The organism is Kibdelosporangium banguiense (assembly GCF_017876405.1).
GTDB lineage: Bacteria > Actinomycetota > Actinomycetes > Mycobacteriales > Pseudonocardiaceae > Kibdelosporangium > Kibdelosporangium banguiense.
Map to the genome: position 1 here is coordinate 3,872,750 of NZ_JAGINW010000001.1, position 15,317 is coordinate 3,888,066.

Sequence of the window (15,317 nt, forward strand, 5' to 3'; positions counted from 1 at the left end):
GCTCACGTCAAGACGGACTTGACGTCGAATGGACGGCCAGGACAGGGCCGGACTGGCGGGCTCAGGCGCGAGCGAGCCGGTCGTAGTCGTCCCTCCAGCACTGCGCCGGGAACGGCTGGCCGGCGTAGAAACGGGCGTGCCAGGTAGCCATCGCCCCATCGGTTGGGCCTTCCCACTTACCGTCCGCCCAGCCGCTCGAAGCCCAGGCCGACGACGGCACGCCCGGAACGCAGCCGTGGTAGATCAGCCACTGCTGGATGTTGCGGACCTCGTCGCGCTCCGCGCTGTAGTACCCGCCGTGGCTCTTCGCTGGCCCGGCGATGTTGCCGTAGTAGTGACCCGCCGGGAGGTTCCAGGCGAACTTGCCAGGAGTGTGCGGAGGAGCGGGTGCCGGAGGCGGAACGGGCGCCGGAGCACCTCCACGAACCTTCGCGGCCACGCGGGCGATGTCCCCGGCGCCCTTGATGATCTCGAAGTGCATCTCGTCCGCCGTGCCGGTGAAGTCGCCGCCCCAACAGACGACGCCCTCCAGCTCGCCGAGGATGCGGCGGATCTCCGCGACCTGCCCAGCAGAGAACGTCCCGCGCTTGCCGTTCGGGTGGCGCGTGGCGTTGTAGTCGATGGCCGTACCCGAGGCGTGACAAGAGAGATTGTTGGCGTTGACGTTCTTGCGGTACGAGTAGCCCCAGTCGTCCGCCTGGTGCCAGTCCGGCCGGACGATCGGCTCGACGCGGCGGTGGAGCTGCTCGGCGAGGTACTGGAAGACCGCGTGGACATCGCCAGCGCGAACACCAGGGGCGAAGGTCTCCCCGGCAACTTCGAGCCGGGCCAGGCCTCCGAAGTCTGCGGGGTTGGGCGAGGCAGACCAGCCGTTGTAGGACTTGGGCAAGAGATCTCCTTTGTGTTTAAACGACGAAGACCCCGTCTCCGGGTGGAGACGGGGTCTTCTCGGTGTGAGTGGCTACCGGCAGAAAATCCGGGCCACAAATGAGGCCGCCCGCAACACCAGGCGGCCTCCGACGGCCAGAAGCGATACGGGGACGACGACCGGCGCGGCGAGGACCGTGAGGGCCAGTACCGCGGGGATGTCCTTCCACCACTCGGGTCGACGGATCGAGTTGAACGCCGCTCCCCAGCGGACGCCGACCCACATGAGCCATCGAGTGACGAGGTCTACGCCTCGCTCACGCATGATCCGGCGGAAGACCGCGTCGGCATCGCGCGCCGAGATCTCCCCGGTACCGATACCTACTGAGCAGAAGTAGTCGTGGACGATTGCGGCCTCTGTGTAGGCGCCAAGCTTTGGAATAGCCCAGGAGACGACGGCGGGGATCGTGGCGAAGTCGGTAACGAAGCCCTCCGGAATGATCCACCTATCCGACCGTCCGAAGTAGACGTTTGGCGCGAGGAGCCGGAAGGAAACCCCGTCGGCCTGACATGACAGTGCAGGGTCGAACATGAACGGCACTACGCGCACTCCTTCACGTCTGGATGGGAATCCAATCGGGACGGGCCTCCTCGACCCGGCCGACGACCCGCGAGGGATCGCGGTGGCGGATGGCTCCGGTGAGTCGTGCCTTGGCCTTGCCTGGGGTGTCATATGGGCCGAGGTAGGTCTTGCGGACGACGTGACCACTCTCGTCGAAAATCCGGATGACGACCCGGTAGAGGACGTCGCCCTCGTACTGCCGCGCGTACCTGCTCACGCGCCCACCCGCTCCCAGTTGACGGTCGCCTTCTCGACGTGACCTTCCTCGGCCCGCTCCGTCCACGGGCTTCCGTGCTTGTGGGTGACCATGCCGTCCGGGCCGAACCGGAAGTTCTCACGCTCGGCGTCGTTCTTCTCGCGCGTGATCAGTGCGGCGGCCTCGTTCGTCCGGTTGTAGGGGCCGTAGACCTCGGTTCGGGATCTCGGATCTTCGCCCTGGCGTGTCACCGTGGTCGTGATGACGGCCCGGTAAAGCTGCTTGCCGTCGGTGGCAATGCGACGCGGCATGTCATGCCTCCTTTTCGCGCTCGACGCGGTGGCCCCGGGCGTCGCATTCCTGATAGGAGCCATGGCAATTGACGTGCCAGTAGCTAACGGAACCTTCGACGGTTGCCCAGACAGCGCGGTGACCCAGGTAAGTCGGAGCGGAACACCAGACCTCGAAACGGCGACCATCTACTTCGAGCACCGACCCTGGAGCACCGGGTTCCGGCTCGAAGACGCCGTTGCCCGGCTTCGGTGTGCGTACGCCGCGCGGCGCCGTTCGCTTGGTGGGCTTGACCTTCCGCGCCTCGTCGAGGATCTTCTCCCGCTCGGTGGTGAGGCGCTCGAACAGAACCGGGTCGATCTCGTCCTTCGGCGGCAACGGGGGAAACGAGAATGTCGTTCCCCCGATGACGTGCTTCTCGTACGACTCCGGCACGTCAGGCCGCCCGATTGATCCGGCGCGCCGCACGCTGACGTTTCCCGGCCGCCCGGCGCCGGAGCTTCTCGGCCCGGTCGATCCCAGCGAAGATCGGCGCGCCGGTCGCGGACGCCTTGGCGTTCAGGACAAACAGGAACTTCGACCCGTGCGGCAGGGCGCCGATCAAGGCGTTGCGGGTGTCGGTGTTCACCGGTTCTCGTTCTCCTTCAGGTTCTCGCTCATGTGCTTGTCGAAGAGGTCCGAGTTGGCGCGGAGGAGCAGCTCCTCGGCGCGGCGAAGGCGCGCGGTGGCACGGCGGAAGGTTGCGAGCGTCATGACCACGTAGCCGCGGTCGACGGAGTACCTGCGCCGCTTCACGACAGCGGCGGCAAACGGCTCGCCGGCCGCGGCGGCCTGCTTCTCGGCGTCGTTGAGGTAGCCGGAGAAGTTGTGCGACGCCTCGTCCTTGAGCTGGAGAGCCCAGGGAGAGAGGTGGACGTCGCCGACGTCGATGTGGCCCTCCTGGCGGGGCCGGATGGCGGCCCGTCCAAAGACCTCACGGAGGAAATCCAGGACGGACCGCTCCCAGCGGTCACCACGCGCCTTGTTGGGGTTGCTCACGCCGCACGCGCCAGGGCGAGACGACGGCCGGTCTTCCCCTTGGTTTGATGCGACACGATGATCTCCGTGGCGCGAGCGGAACGACGCGCACCGAGGAAAGGCAGAACAGCGCGCAGAACGCGCACAGCGGGCTCTCCGGTGATCTGCGCAACGAGCAACGGCTTGCGGCCGGGAACTGTCTCCCGATGCGTTCGCGCTTCCATGAGCGCGGCGGCGCGAAGGATCACGTCGAAGTCGCTCATCTTCACGCGGACGCGCGGGTTTCCGCGTGGCGCGTCGAAACAGCCTTCGCCGTCAAGCAGCCCGGCGAGCCACGCGGCGTCCACTCGGTCCATATCTACGCTCACACCACCACCGCCGGGAGAGCCGTCCCGACGGCGTCCGCAGTGGACTTCTCGATCATCGAGCCCTGTCCTTTCTGGATCGCTCGCGCCAGAAGGCCCCCGCTCCCTGCGGTGGGAACGGGGCCTCTGTGAGTGGGAAGGTCAGTCCTCGACCGGCAGGCCGTGTGCCTCGCGGTACGCCTTGATGGCGTCCTTCGACAGGAAGCCGCGGATGCCGACGTCCAGGTCCGGCCGGTTGGCGCGCAGGTAGGCGCGCATCTGGGCGGTCGTCGGCTCGGTCGCGGTCTCGGTCATGGTGCGCTCCTGGGAAAGTTGTTTGCTACCAGGGAAAGGAGGACAGGCGCCGTCACCGGAACGCACTCGGCGGCGGGTACCCGTTGCAGCGCCTCACGGCGCCTGTCCAGTCAGGGCTCGGTCGAGCCGCCCGGTACAGCCGTGTCTCAGGGGGTGACCTGGCTAGGCTTCTCGAGTCGACCGAGAGATCTCGGTGGTTGGCTCAGAAAGGAGTCTCGACCGACTTTGCCAGGTACTCCCGGGCGACGCCCTTGTCCGCCTCGGAAGCCGCGGCCAGCGTCCATGGTGCACTCTGGCCCGGCTTCTTGTGGCCCTGGCCCAGCCGGCCCAGCACCATCGAACCGATCGACGGCTTGAGCTGGCTCTGGAGCACCTTTGGGAAGACCAGCGTGTCTGTGTAAACGGTGTCGACGTTGTCGCCGTCCAGGACGATCACGTCGCCACGCACGGCCGAGGAGTCGCCGTGCACGGTCTTGATGCCGTGCTCCTGGCTGTGAACCCTGAACAGCAGCAGCGCGCCGTTCAAGTCCTTCCACTCGATGCCGGTGGCCGTGCTCGGGTCCTTGAATTCGCTCATGCGGGAGTCGTGCTCCTTCTTGTGGCTTGCGAGCGAGACAGGCTCTTTCCCGCCTCACTCAAAGAGGTCTGCGAGGCGAGCGGCATTTGCTCAGCGCCAGTCGGGATCGTTTGGCGATCCTCGGCGCGGAAGTCACACGGCCAGTTCGGCCTTACGTGCCGCAGCAAGCGCGGTGAGGCCTGGCGTCCAGACCATCTGGTACTCAGCGAAAATGGCCTGAAGTTCGGCGTACGAGCTGGCTCTCCGGATCAACTCCGGGATCGGGGTGATCGTGGGCCGCGCTGTCGCTGCGGCGAACGGTGCGGAGATATCCGTTCGCTTGCGCCAGACGTGAACGCGCGGCGCGACCTCCTCGGCCATCTCCCAGCCAGACTCCAGGTCGACCCAAAGGAGCTGGGCTTGACCGCTCCCTGCTGGCAGGTGGCAGACGATCCCCAGGTCCTTCCTTGGGTTGCCAGGTAACGGGGATCGAGTCCCAAGAGTGTGGTCATACGACACGGAGTTCGTGTAAACGCCCTCCTGCATAGCGATCTTGCCCATGCCGAAGAGGCCGTCCTCGATCGAACCGCCGGTCTTCAAGTCCCAGATGACGTTGCCGGTGATGATCGGGTTCTCGGCGGGGTGGCGTAGAAGCCACCAGTCCGGGGCCAAGATGCCATCTGATGGCAGGCCCATGATCCGGTCGTAGGAGCCGCCGACCCGGAGGTGGTCGCATACGCAGAAGCCTTCGATGTCAATGACGGCGAATCCGGCGGTGACCTGACGGTACGCCTCCAGGTCCGCCTCGTACTCCTCCGGTACGTAGCCGACCGGGAGGCCGCGGTCGATGTTCTCGGTGAAGGTGTGGAGCGCCGTGCCGGTGGTGGCAGCTGCCGACCCGGAGGCGGCCTCCATGGCGGCCTTGGCGAGGTCGTTGAGCGTGCGCTTCTGGTAGCGGTCCTTGGGATCCTGGATCGCGGACGCGGCGAGCTGGAGGTCTCGGCGGCGGGCCATCCCCAGGGCGGTCATACGCATCTGCCACCTACCGAGGTGGAAGGTGTCCTCCAGCGCTCCGACGAATGTCGTCGTCCGCATGTAGGCGACCGGCTCACTGCCCTCCGGCGGCGTGATGAGTGGCCGGCCCCAGCGGTCACGAGGGAGCTCAGTGGCGACCGTGGTGAACGGATCGGTCATGTGCGTTGTCTCCGAAAGTGGTGGGTTTAGTTGCCACTTCGGGACATCTGCGAGTGTGCACAGGTCTGCTCAGGAGGGAGCGGAAGGACCGTCCGGATTCGCGGGAGGGGAAGAATCGAGGCCGCCTTGCCCGCTGTCGAGCTGCGGCGGTGGCGGCTCAGTCTGGCCGTGAATGTGGCTGGAGATGGTCGCGATGTCGCTCACGCGAGCTTTCCGGATCAGGTCTCGCTGCGTCAGGCGCTTGCATATGTGGCCGACGACAGAGCCCAAAGCCACTGCCGCGGCTGCCGCGTAGACGAGGACATCCACCACGACGATCGCCCTTTCACCCTCTGCTGGCCGAGAGGGTGAAAGCGCACCTCAGCTCGACCAGTCCTATGAACTGGTTGAACTAAGATCCGCCCGACGGTTCGGACATTAGTCTTACTGCAGGTCCTGCACTATCGCACTTCGACACTTTTACGCGATCGCTTCCGCAGTGGACAGGCCCGTCGATGCCAATCCTGGGAAGGTTTCGCGTGGCTAGCGCCTAAGGGCGGCTAGCCTCACGGCCGTAGGTTAGCAGGACCATCGACGCCACGCACATCCGGGCGGATTCGAACATTTGTTCTACTGTGGACATCCTCGACCCATGCTGATCAGCCCCTACATGACCTGGATCGGCGACGACTTATGCCGACCTCGGCGTAAGTCGTCTTATGTGGATCTCTCCGTTATGCCGCCCACGGCGGGTGCCTTGAGGTGGCGGCCAATGCTCGTGTCGGCTCGGCATAATCACAGGCGGCTGAGGCGTGCAAGCTAGGGGCGTCGGCCCCCGCCCGGCGGGATAATGGATCAACGCTACTTATTACTCAGGTCATTGAGAGTCAATGCCGTTTGAACGTGCCGTTTTCGACAGTCCGACACTTCGAGACAATGGCACAGGGCTTCGTGATCGATCCAGTACGCGCACGACTAATCGCGACTCGCGATCAAGATGTACGACCCTACTTTTTGATCACCACTACGGACAGCGATTCGGTCGGTGGCGAACAAAAATTAGACCGATTGGACGAAGCTGGAAACACTAGATTGCATATGTAACGAAGCGGTCCATGCGATTTCACCCCAACGGATCAGGCGCTCGGGCTTGTCAGCTCTAGATGCACCGGGTCCTCGTAGTTACAGTAAGTCGCCTGGTCCAGTCGTGAAGGCATGAGGTGATCTTATGCGCGCTGATGAGCTACTCATCCTTAACTATTCAGGTTTTTCTCGACATGTCCGATCCTTGTTCTGGAATATGCGAGACTCTCGCTCATTTACGGAGCTGTTTTTACGCGATCCGGCCGGAACGATTAGCCGAAAGGTGTTCAACGGCTACATGCCGCCCATGCCTGAAACCCTCAATCAAGCCAATAGAATACTGTTCTCGGTTCTGAGCAATCCAGGGTTCATGGAGTTCACTCGGAACCTACAAGAAGAAATGGAATCTGAGGCTAGGCGCGAAGCCGCTAACGAGGGTATCGAGGACTTTGAAGAAGGGCTTCGCTTGTACGCCACTCGAATGGATCGAACCGCTCTGTATAACCGCGTCGCGGACGGTCTGATCAGAAACATGGACCGTGAATTGTTATTCTCGATGGCGTTCGTAGACCCGACGACAAGGCTAATGCCTGACCCTGGAGGAGGAGGCGGCGGAGATTGGTGCCCTGACATCCCCGAGCCTGGCGGAAAATTGCCAGATCTGTGTCCCGATCCAAAGGTTGGCCCCAAAGGGCCACCTGTAGGTAGTACTTTAGCATATCACGAGGTCGCGGTCGTAACTGTCGCTGTGGCGTTAGCTTTTGTAGTGGTGACAGTGATCGACTTTACGCCGAAGCCGGCTCCCGTGGGACTCACACGTGAAGATATTGCTGCAGTGAGCAACCTGCTGTCGGATCGCTTCGAACGGCGAGCTATGATTCTTCGAGAGCAAGGCGTGCTAACGGATCCGGACGCAATACGGCGTGGGCCTCAGTTGTGACCGGCGGACTGCCTGGTGGGCGAACATTATCGATTATGACGACATGGCGGTGCACAGCCGAATGTCTCCATTGCGGAACTGGCAGTAGCCCTCGGGAACGACATGCTCTCTCGTTAGAGCAGATGACACGAGTGATTGACCAAGCCAGTGACAACGAATATCTCGTGGTTGTTTTTACTGGTGGTGAACCGACGTTAGCGGGCGCTAATCTCCTGGCGGCAATTAAGTATGCACGCAAACGTAACCTTGTCACTCGAATCGTGACGAACGGGTACTGGGCGCTAAGCCCTTCTGCTGCACGCCACAAAGTTCGCCGTCTCTTCGACGCTGGACTCGACGAGATCAATTTTTCCACCGGCGACGAGCATGCGCGTTTCGTGCCACTTGAGCGCCTGTTCTTGGCCGCACGCGCTGCCATAGAACGCCAACTTCCGCTCACTATCATGGTCGAAACCAGGGCTCAGAGACGTATTACGGCGGCCGCTATCGCCAAGCATCCAGATTACGTTAGGTTAAGGCGTGATCACCCCAATGTTGCCATTCCGCTTCGCGAGAGCCCGTGGATGCCTATAGAGCCCGACCTGATTGAGAATTACCCTGCCGGCATGGCGGCAGATCGGTCAAATGTCATGGCGCGCAAAGGATGCGATAGCGTTCTCACCACCACGACAATCCAAGCTGACGGCAGTATCGCAGCATGCTGCGGGTTGGGAATGAGGACGGTTCCAGAGTTACTTGTAGGCCACATCGAAAATACAACCCTTGCCCAAGCGGATGAACGGGCCGGGAATGACTTTCTCAAGCATTGGTTACGAGTAGAAGGACCAGAGCGGATCCTCGCATGGGCGGCAGAACACGACACGTCGATCGAATGGGAGGGAATGTACGCACATCGATGTCAAGCGTGCATTCGCCTCTACCGCGACACTAGCGTCCGGCGAGTCATTAAAGATTTTCATTCAGAGAAGATCGTCGACGTCATTGCAAGCGAATACATACTATTCTATGCGCCGGAGGGGGAAAGCGTTTCTAATGACTGAGCCGAGTCCCCGCACGCCGATTACCGTTCCATGGTTCGTTGGGCGCGGGAACGAGATAGGCGCTGGTGAATACGTCGCCCGACTGACCGCACTGTTTGGTATTACCCAATGCTCGGCGTGTGCGGCACGGGCAATGGCTCTAAACCTAATATTGCGCCTGCGCGACCCGCGGTCCACCCCAGAGAATTGAACACAGGGGTGATGGCTCGAACTGTTTGGAATTTCTTCTGTGTAAATAGAACCGACACCCCTCGCCAGGCACAACGCAAACAAGATCGGCATAACAAGATAGTCCACATAAGACGACCTCCACGGCCATATCCCGAAGGCCGACGCGGTTTGGGTCCTCTTGGACGTGCTGTACCAGGCCGGCGAGGACGAGGCTCCACGGTCCGTGGGCGACGGCCTTGACCTCGACTTCAAGACGGAGGGCTGGATCTACGGGAGGTTCCGGTCGGTACGAGGCCGGTGGCTAGGGGTGGTGAATTTTTACGTTCCGTATGCCGACGGGCGGCGTCACCGGGTCTTTCTCGAAGATCAGCTAGTGCCGTTCGGGGCGCTCCAGCCGCGCGATGGGTCGTGAGGTCGCCGGGGAGCGGCTTCACGGAACGCAGCAGCCCCGCTGAGCGATGTCCAGGCTCAGCGGGGCTGCCCTCACGGCCCGCTCGACGCCCATGCGCGGGGCCGGGCGGAGCTGGGCTCTTGTTTCTGTTGCAGCTAAGCGAAATCCGTGCCGTCAACGACTAGCGAATGCGGCGGAGTGTCTTGATCAGGCAGAGCACTACGACAGTTACGCCGCCGACGACGGGCAAGACAACCAGGGGGCACCCGCCCTTGACCACCACGGTCCCGCCTCCGCCGGTACTGGCGTGCTCCTGGTCGGTCTCTTCGCTGGCGCTGGGGACGCCTTCTCGGAACGCGTCCTTGATGTTGCCCCTCTTGCCTGACTCGGCGATGTGATCACCGGTATGGCCCTTCGGTAACGTGCACATCATCCCGCTCGGCCCTCTGGTCAGACACATTTCTTCGGACACCTGTGCGTATTTCCTTCCTTTGTCGAGGCTTCGATGCGGCAGGGGTGATCAGGCCATCCTTGCTGCTCAAGCAGCATGACGTGCAGGGCAGGATTTCTGCGCTTCAATGCGTAGAACGCTGCTGCAACTCCCTGATTCGTCAATTGATACTCGACGCTGTTGTAGTCTTTCGGTCCTGTGCCTTTGAGTTCGGCCTCTGGCCGACGAATCAAGTTCCCGTGTTTTAGTTCCCAGTTCAGCGCGACACGGAACAACTCCTTGGTGTGGCCCGTCGCGAGGGCTAACGATATGGCGCTCACGTATCCTCCGCCACGAAGTAGGAAGTACAGCGCAAGGTCTGCGTGAGAAGCTCTCGCGATGATTTCTTGCTCTAGGTAGCCGTTCATCGGGGTTGAACCTGTGAATTCATGTCGCAAGCGGTTAGGTTTCTAAGCCACCTTCGCGACGCGGCCCGACTCCCCGACGGGCGGCACGTTATTCGGCGAATGGCGCTCTGCTTCTTGTGTAGCGACGTTTGTGTTTTCGCTCATCTGATCCGGTGGAATCAATTCCGGCTGGTCTTCGCGGGCTGTGAATGATGCGTCAAACCATTCTGAAGTCTGTCGATCTTGCTCCGTTTTACTCACATATGGCCTCACGAGGGCCGAAGCGAAGACGTCGAGGAAGTCAGTGTCGGAATCCGGGTCGAAGTCTCCGGTCCGTTTAAACCTGTCGGCGTCCGTATCGTTGGATGTGATCCGGACCGTACGGCCGGGACAGGAGGAGTCTGGATGCGCGTCGGCAAGCCGTTCGAGAATGTCGGGCATGGTAGGTGCGCTATCCGAGTTGGCCCGATGTCGTCCGATTGGGTCTCCATCCCGAGCGCGCAGGCGCAACAAGGCCAGCAATGCAAGTAGCGCCACGATGAAAGCAACGAGCACGGCGTATGTGGGCACGGTTGTGTGTCCTCCTTCCTCTGCCGCGTGGGGTATCTCAGCGAGTACCTCGGTCCCACAACAGGGTCGATATGTCGAGGTCCGGTACCTCCTCGGATGCCTGAACTGCCAATGTGAACATCTGAGAAGCGTCCGGCCCGTTGGTCCACACGACTCGGTACCGGCGAATTTGCCGGTCGTAATACACCCGGACGTAGGTATGGGACGCGGCGGTCAGCAAACTGGCTAGTCGTCGAGCACCACGAGCACGCTTGCTCATGACGCGTCCGCATAGACTGGTCCGCCTTCGGAGATCATGTCGCAAATTTGGCTGGCGATTTCTTCAGTTTCGATCTTCAGCTGTGCCGCCACTGCCCGCGCAGCGAGATCGTAAGAGTCAACAACAAGCTGCCGAGCGACGGTGATCCTGCTGAGCGTCACAGCATTGGCATTCGCTTCTTGATGTTTCATGCATGGAGGGCAGCCACCCAGCGGGTGAGGCGGAAATGCGACGCCTTTCGATTCTAGGTGCCCATACGGGTGTCCGCACGAAACTACGAATGTCCGATCATCAACGTAGTGCCACGTCTCGTCATGACGAGCAGCTTGTTCAATGCGGCACGTCTCGCAATGCTCGCACCTTGGCATAGAGCACTTCCGCCAAGGACCTTCAATGGCAAATACGATGCGGGAACGCACAGGGGCTCCGTGGGTCGCGGGACTGTGGGCGACGCCCCACCGTCGAGGTGTGGCCCGGCATATCGTCGGGAGGGACGGCCGGACGGCTCGACGGCGAGGCGTCTCACTGAAGATTCGCCCTCGGAGCCCAGCCATCAAGAGGCCATGGAAGGGCCACTTAGGGTCATTGCGGGGCCATTTCAGTCTGAAGGCAGAGAATCAGTGCCTCGGCGAGCTACCGTTGGATTGTGTCAACGACTGGGAGGCGGCTCGCGCCACAACCCCGATCCCGCCTCGAACAGCGCGTGCAGGGGGCTCACTGGACCCTGCGTGAGTTCTGCTCAGCGTTCAACAAGGCAGCCGGGGAAATCGGCGAGAACACCCAGGTATCCGAACGGCAGGCGAAACGCTGGCTGGCTGGAGCCTCAGAGCTGCCCCGACCCCAGGCACGTCGAGTGCTGGAGTATTGGCTTCGCGAGCCCGTAGATCGTTTGTTCGGCCCGCCGAGTGAGGCCTCTCCCGCCCTCATCGCCGTCAACACCGAGGAGTTGCTGATGTCTGCCGGAAGGGAAGCCGCGGACCACGCGCTGAACGCCGCGACCGCCCTGGCGTCGGCCGCCTTGGAGGCACTGCACGCCGAGGCTGGTCGCCTTGCCCGCGCGTACTTCACCAAGGCGCCCCTAGAGCTGCTCGGTGAACTCGTGAAGCTGCGCGACACCGTCTATCAGCAACTGGAACGCACTCACAAGCCGCGCCAGCGCGCGGAGTTGTTCCTGCTGGCCGGTCAAACCTGTGGCCTGCTGTCGTCCGTCGCCTTCGACCTCGGACACGCCGAAGCGGCCGAGGAACTGGCCCGTGCTGCGTACACCTACGGGGACGTCATCGACCACCCGTCGTTGTGCGGATGGGCGAGGGCATTGACGATGTCGGTACTGCTGTGGAGTGGTCGCTACCACGACGTAGTGAACGTGGCGACCCGTGCCATCGAGCTGGCTCCCGCCGGGACGCCACGCGCTCGACTCTTCGCGGTGAAATCTCGGGCGCTCGCCTACCTCGGCGCCGCCGATGAGGTGGCCACCAATCTAGGCGCGTGCTCAGACGAGCTGGACCGGGCCGGGAATGACGCCCTCATGGACGGCGTCGGTGGTGAACTCAGTTTCGGCCACACACGCCGGGCTCTGTGCGCCGGGGCCGCTCACGTCGCACTGCGCGACGGCGAGCGCGCAGAGATCGAGGCCGCGGCGGCCGTTGAGGCGTTCACCGCACATCCCGTGTCCCAGCGTTGGCGGGCCGGCGAGCTGGCCGCCCAGGTCGACCTGTCGACCGCTCGCGTCCTTCGCGGCGACCTGGCAGGCGCCGAGTACGCCCTGAAGCCAGTGCTGGCGCTTCCGGCCGAACACCGAACGGAAGCGCTGACCCAGCGAGTAACCGGCCTAGGGAGGCTGGTGACAGCCGGGTCATTCCGCGGCGCCGTCGAGGGCGTTCGTATCCGAGACGCCGTCACCACATGGGCTTCTGACACGTTGCCGAAGGCTACGGCCACGCTCGAACTGCCCAGCGCGAGCGAGCTACCGGGCGTCTGACCCGTGAGTTCGTCGGCGGTGGTCGGCGAGGATCTCGGCTTCTTTCTCGGGTGATAGTCCCAGCTCGGCGGCTCGCTCGCTGGTGACCAGGGCGCCGCCGTCGGCCAGCCACGCGGCCGTATCCCGCACGGTCTCCGCGATGGGTCGGGTGACCAGTCCTGCGGCCCTGGCGCGAGAGGAATCCACGTCCCAGGCACCCGCGTAGGTGCGCCAGAGAGGTAGCTCGGTCCATTGATGGACGTCGTGCGCCAGGAGAGTCTCCGGAGGTACCCAGTGGAGCGCTGTGCCGGTTGGGGCTGGGGCCTCGCGCTGGCAGGCGTCGAGGAAGTCGCCGAACGTGTCCATGCCGGTTGCCGTCACGTTGAAGACGCCTGTCGGGGCCGTCAGGGCGAAGGCTGCCACGTCGCGAACGTCCACCGGCTGGATTGACCGGTCGGCCGGGTGCGGCGCCACGACGTCGCCGCCCTTCCGCATTCGAGCGAGCCACCACGCCGTACGTCCCACGTACTCGCCGGGGCCGAGGATGACGCCGGGGCGGAGGACCACCGATCCTGCCGCGCCGAACACCCGCAACACCGCGCGCTCACAGCCTGCTTTGCCGAATCCATAGGTTGAGGGGCCAGGGTCGGCGTCATAGCCAGGGTCCGGGCCGGCGTCCGGCTCGCAGTCGAGAGTGAACGAGTCCTCTGTCAGAGGTTCGGTAGGCCAGCCCTTGTAGGCGCTGACAGAAGAAATCACGACGTACTTCTGTGCCACCGACGAGAGCGCGTGAGCCATCGCCAGGGTGTCGCGTGGGGTGAATGCGAGGTTGTCGACGACCAGGTCATATGGTCCGCGTGCGGCGAGATCAGACGCGGACCGCGCGTCTGCGTAGTCGCCGTGGATCGTTCGCACACCTGCTGGGTCTGGCCCTGACTCGCTCCGGCCGCGCCGGAAGATAGTTACATCCCAGCCCTTGGCGACCGCGAGTTCCGCGGTCGCTCGGCCGAGGAACCATGACCCGCCCAAGATCAGCACGTGAGGCATGCGGTCCATCATGGCGGACCGGTTTAGACGTCATGCAACTGCCGGTCAGGGCTCATGGCCGACCACGACGAGGCGGTGTCAGCCCTCATGTATCCGCGCTCGAAGGTGGACCCGGAAAGAAGGCGGCCAACTCGCGCGGGACGCCATTCGCCAGCGTTGCTCCCTCGAACCGGGTCTCTGCGCCGAACTGCACTCCGTCGAACCGAGCACGCGCGCTGAATGCTGCCAGGTCGAACCAAGCGTTCGCGCGGAACTTCGCTCCTTCGAACAAGGCGTTCCCGCCGAACTCCGACTTGCCGAAATCGGCGTCCTCGGTGAACGTTGCTCCGCGGAACCAGGCGGCCCTGGCGAACCTCGTTCCGTTGAACCGAGCGTCCTGGCCGAATTCCACCTCGGTGAACCGGACGGTCCCGTCGAACTTCGCCCTGCTGAACCAGAGGCCCCAACCGAACTTCACCTTGGCGAACCATGCGTCTCCGGCGAACTCAGCCTCTCTGAACTGGGCGTCCCCGACGAACTTGGCCTCGCCGAATCGGACGTTGCCGTCGAACTTCACCTTGCTGAACGCGGCGTCCCCGTTGAACGCTGCTTGATCGAACCATGCCCTCTCGGTGAACTCCGCGTCGTTGAACCAGGCATGTCCACCGAACTTCACCCTGTTGAACCGGGCAGGCCCGTCGAACTTCACCTTGTCAAATGTGGCCGTGCTGATCTTGCAGTCGGTGAGGTCGAGGTTGACGAGCGTGGCTTCGGTGAGGTCAATGTCGATGTCGTCCCAGAAGGTGTCTGCGGGGTGGCCGGGGTCGTTACCAGGATGTAGGTGGGTTGTGAGGATGCTCTGGGCGGTGAGGCGGACTTCGCGTTCCTGACGGTCGATCTCTACAGCTACCGGGCGTGCTGTAGTCGGAGTGCTGACTGGCGGAGGCGTTGGGTGGCCGGGGTGGATCCGGCGTCGACGGCCCAGCGGGCGGGGGACGCGCGGGGCAGCAACGGGCAGCGTGTAGGGCATTCTCAGGTAGGCACAGAGCACATTCACGATCGTTTGGCGGAGCCGGGGGTGGTCCTGGGCCAATCGCTCCAAGGCGTACAGCCCGGCAAGTCGGACCGGGGCCTTGTCCGAACCGAGCTGATCGGCGGCCCGCACATACAGGTCCGTGATCCGCCGCTCAGTCGCGTCCAGCCGGCTATCTTCCGCGACCTGCAACTGGTGCGCGCGGTTGTCGGCGGCGACCTGTTCGTTGTGCGCTGCGATCCGTTCAGCGAGTACGTGAGCCTCGTACTTCTGCAACAGGTCCAGCTCGGTGGAGCGCTGTCGACGGACGGCCAACCACAGCACGACCACACCACCCAGGCCCACACCAAGTGTGCCGCCGGTGCGCACCGCGTCCAGCTTGTCGCGGTCCAGCCCGAACTTGAGCAGCAGCCACACCGCTGCGGCCGCGACCAGCATCATCAGCGGGATGCCGACCACGATCACCCACCGCGGGATCGGCGTCAGCGCTGGCCGGGGCTGCAGCCCGTCAGGCGAGAGGGGCACGGGCACAGGTGGTTCGCTCACACCTCAACATCGCATCCCACGGCAGCAGCGCAACACGCGCTCCCAAGGGCCGCCCAGTTCGGCGATAAACGGATTTATCA

At 63.3% G+C, this 15,317-nt stretch carries 20 protein-coding genes; 3 read left to right on the top strand and 17 right to left on the bottom strand.

Features of this window, described 5'->3' with window-relative positions:
• Positions 1-61 precede the first annotated feature (61 nt).
• The 11 genes from JOF56_RS18390 to JOF56_RS18440 all read right to left on the bottom strand — a co-directional run bounded on the left by JOF56_RS18390 (position 62) and on the right by JOF56_RS18440 (position 5,402).
• The gene (locus JOF56_RS18390) at positions 62-889 is read right to left on the bottom strand and encodes a M15 family metallopeptidase (protein ID WP_209639523.1); all 828 of its coding nucleotides are present in this window, start codon (positions 887-889) and stop codon (positions 62-64) included.
• Between the two features lie 72 nt (positions 890-961).
• On the bottom strand, positions 962-1,459 hold the full coding sequence (locus JOF56_RS18395) for a DUF1353 domain-containing protein (protein ID WP_245379712.1): 498 nt from the start codon (positions 1,457-1,459) through the stop codon (positions 962-964).
• Positions 1,460-1,481: 22 nt separating this feature from the next.
• Positions 1,482-1,706, bottom strand: a complete 225-nt coding sequence (locus JOF56_RS18400; RefSeq protein WP_209639529.1) for a hypothetical protein — start codon at positions 1,704-1,706, stop codon at positions 1,482-1,484.
• Positions 1,703-1,996, bottom strand: coding sequence for a hypothetical protein (locus JOF56_RS18405; RefSeq protein WP_209639532.1), 294 nt, complete (start codon positions 1,994-1,996; stop codon positions 1,703-1,705). The genes JOF56_RS18400 and JOF56_RS18405 overlap by 4 nt, the downstream gene beginning before the upstream one ends.
• Position 1,997: 1 nt before the next feature.
• Entirely contained in the window at positions 1,998-2,411 is a 414-nt protein-coding gene (locus JOF56_RS18410) for a hypothetical protein (RefSeq protein ID WP_209639535.1), read from the bottom strand.
• A 1-nt stretch (position 2,412) separates the two neighbouring features.
• Positions 2,413-2,604, bottom strand: coding sequence for a hypothetical protein (locus JOF56_RS18415; RefSeq protein ID WP_209639538.1), 192 nt, complete (start codon positions 2,602-2,604; stop codon positions 2,413-2,415).
• On the bottom strand, positions 2,601-3,014 hold the full coding sequence (locus JOF56_RS18420) for a hypothetical protein (RefSeq protein WP_209639541.1): 414 nt from the start codon (positions 3,012-3,014) through the stop codon (positions 2,601-2,603). The genes JOF56_RS18415 and JOF56_RS18420 overlap by 4 nt, the downstream gene beginning before the upstream one ends.
• The gene (locus JOF56_RS18425; protein WP_209639543.1) at positions 3,011-3,361 is read right to left on the bottom strand and encodes an LAGLIDADG family homing endonuclease; all 351 of its coding nucleotides are present in this window, start codon (positions 3,359-3,361) and stop codon (positions 3,011-3,013) included. Before JOF56_RS18425 ends, JOF56_RS18420 begins: the two co-directional genes overlap by 4 nt.
• A 138-nt stretch (positions 3,362-3,499) precedes the next feature.
• A complete protein-coding gene (locus JOF56_RS18430) occupies positions 3,500-3,652 on the bottom strand; it encodes a hypothetical protein (RefSeq protein WP_209639546.1) in 153 nt (50 codons plus the stop codon).
• Positions 3,653-3,854: 202 nt separating this feature from the next.
• Complete coding sequence (locus JOF56_RS18435) at positions 3,855-4,229, bottom strand: hypothetical protein (RefSeq protein ID WP_209639549.1); 375 nt, start codon at positions 4,227-4,229, stop codon at positions 3,855-3,857.
• A gap of 132 nt (positions 4,230-4,361) precedes the next feature.
• Positions 4,362-5,402: a hypothetical protein gene (locus JOF56_RS18440; RefSeq protein WP_209639552.1), complete on the bottom strand. Its 1,041-nt coding sequence runs from the start codon at positions 5,400-5,402 to the stop codon at positions 4,362-4,364.
• 1,207 nt (positions 5,403-6,609) lie between these two features.
• Between JOF56_RS18440 and JOF56_RS18445 the strand changes: the two genes are divergently transcribed.
• Positions 6,610-7,404, top strand: a complete 795-nt coding sequence (locus JOF56_RS18445) for a hypothetical protein (RefSeq protein ID WP_209639554.1) — start codon at positions 6,610-6,612, stop codon at positions 7,402-7,404.
• Positions 7,405-7,439: 35 nt separating this feature from the next.
• Positions 7,440-8,444 (top strand): radical SAM protein, encoded by a 1,005-nt coding sequence (locus JOF56_RS18450; RefSeq protein ID WP_209639557.1) that lies wholly within the window; start codon positions 7,440-7,442, stop codon positions 8,442-8,444.
• A 743-nt stretch (positions 8,445-9,187) separates the two neighbouring features.
• Here JOF56_RS18450 and JOF56_RS18455 read toward each other — a convergent pair.
• The 4 genes from JOF56_RS18455 to JOF56_RS18470 form a co-directional block, all read right to left on the bottom strand.
• Positions 9,188-9,466, bottom strand: a complete 279-nt coding sequence (locus JOF56_RS18455; RefSeq protein ID WP_209639559.1) for a hypothetical protein — start codon at positions 9,464-9,466, stop codon at positions 9,188-9,190.
• On the bottom strand, positions 9,457-9,864 hold the full coding sequence (locus JOF56_RS18460; protein WP_209639562.1) for a hypothetical protein: 408 nt from the start codon (positions 9,862-9,864) through the stop codon (positions 9,457-9,459). The genes JOF56_RS18455 and JOF56_RS18460 overlap by 10 nt, the downstream gene beginning before the upstream one ends.
• 42 nt (positions 9,865-9,906) lie before the next feature.
• Entirely contained in the window at positions 9,907-10,413 is a 507-nt protein-coding gene (locus tag JOF56_RS18465; RefSeq protein WP_209639565.1) for a hypothetical protein, read from the bottom strand.
• A gap of 255 nt (positions 10,414-10,668) precedes the next feature.
• Positions 10,669-10,863 (bottom strand): hypothetical protein, encoded by a 195-nt coding sequence (locus tag JOF56_RS18470; RefSeq protein WP_209639567.1) that lies wholly within the window; start codon positions 10,861-10,863, stop codon positions 10,669-10,671.
• Between the two features lie 455 nt (positions 10,864-11,318).
• Here JOF56_RS18470 and JOF56_RS18475 point away from each other — a divergent pair, with 455 nt between their 5' ends.
• Positions 11,319-12,653, top strand: coding sequence for a hypothetical protein (locus tag JOF56_RS18475; protein ID WP_209639570.1), 1,335 nt, complete (start codon positions 11,319-11,321; stop codon positions 12,651-12,653).
• Here JOF56_RS18475 and JOF56_RS18480 read toward each other — a convergent pair.
• Entirely contained in the window at positions 12,639-13,679 is a 1,041-nt protein-coding gene (locus JOF56_RS18480) for an NAD-dependent epimerase/dehydratase family protein (RefSeq protein ID WP_209639572.1), read from the bottom strand. The genes JOF56_RS18475 and JOF56_RS18480 overlap by 15 nt on opposite strands.
• An 85-nt stretch (positions 13,680-13,764) precedes the next feature.
• Complete coding sequence (locus tag JOF56_RS60150; protein ID WP_209639575.1) at positions 13,765-15,237, bottom strand: pentapeptide repeat-containing protein; 1,473 nt, start codon at positions 15,235-15,237, stop codon at positions 13,765-13,767.
• Between the last annotated feature and the right edge of the window lie 80 nt (positions 15,238-15,317).